The organism is Acinetobacter entericus, assembly GCF_026168575.1.
Lineage (GTDB): Bacteria > Pseudomonadota > Gammaproteobacteria > Pseudomonadales > Moraxellaceae > Acinetobacter > Acinetobacter bouvetii.
On record NZ_JAPEQW010000148.1, the window covers coordinates 1 to 367 of the forward strand.

At 44.4% G+C, this 367-nt stretch carries 1 protein-coding gene; it reads left to right on the forward strand.

Annotated features, from left to right (window positions below; all coding sequences use genetic code 11):
- The coding region (locus tag OKC24_RS19975) for a metallophosphoesterase family protein (protein WP_507159415.1) at window positions 1-367 on the forward strand (367 nt) is incomplete at both ends.

Sequence of the window (367 nt, forward strand, 5' to 3'; positions counted from 1 at the left end):
CCAAAACATGGAGTGCATCGAACTACTTTCAAAGCCATGGTTTACGTCGGTGCGCGGCAATCATGAAGATTTATGTATTTGGGGTTTAAGCAATAGAGCTGCAATGCAATGCCATGTTGAAAATGGTGGCGAGTGGTTTTACATGCTTGATGAGCAAGAGATGCGTAACATTGCGAAAACCTTTGCTGAACTGCCAGTAGTGCTTGAAGTGAATCATGGCGGCAAGAAGTTTGGATTTGTTCATGGTCATATTGAAGAAAACGACTGGGCCGACTTTAAGGCGAGTTTTCACAATCCCCAGATACGTGGAGCTGATCAGTTGGCAATGTGGGGCCGTGATCGACTGGATGAAGATAAAAAACAATAC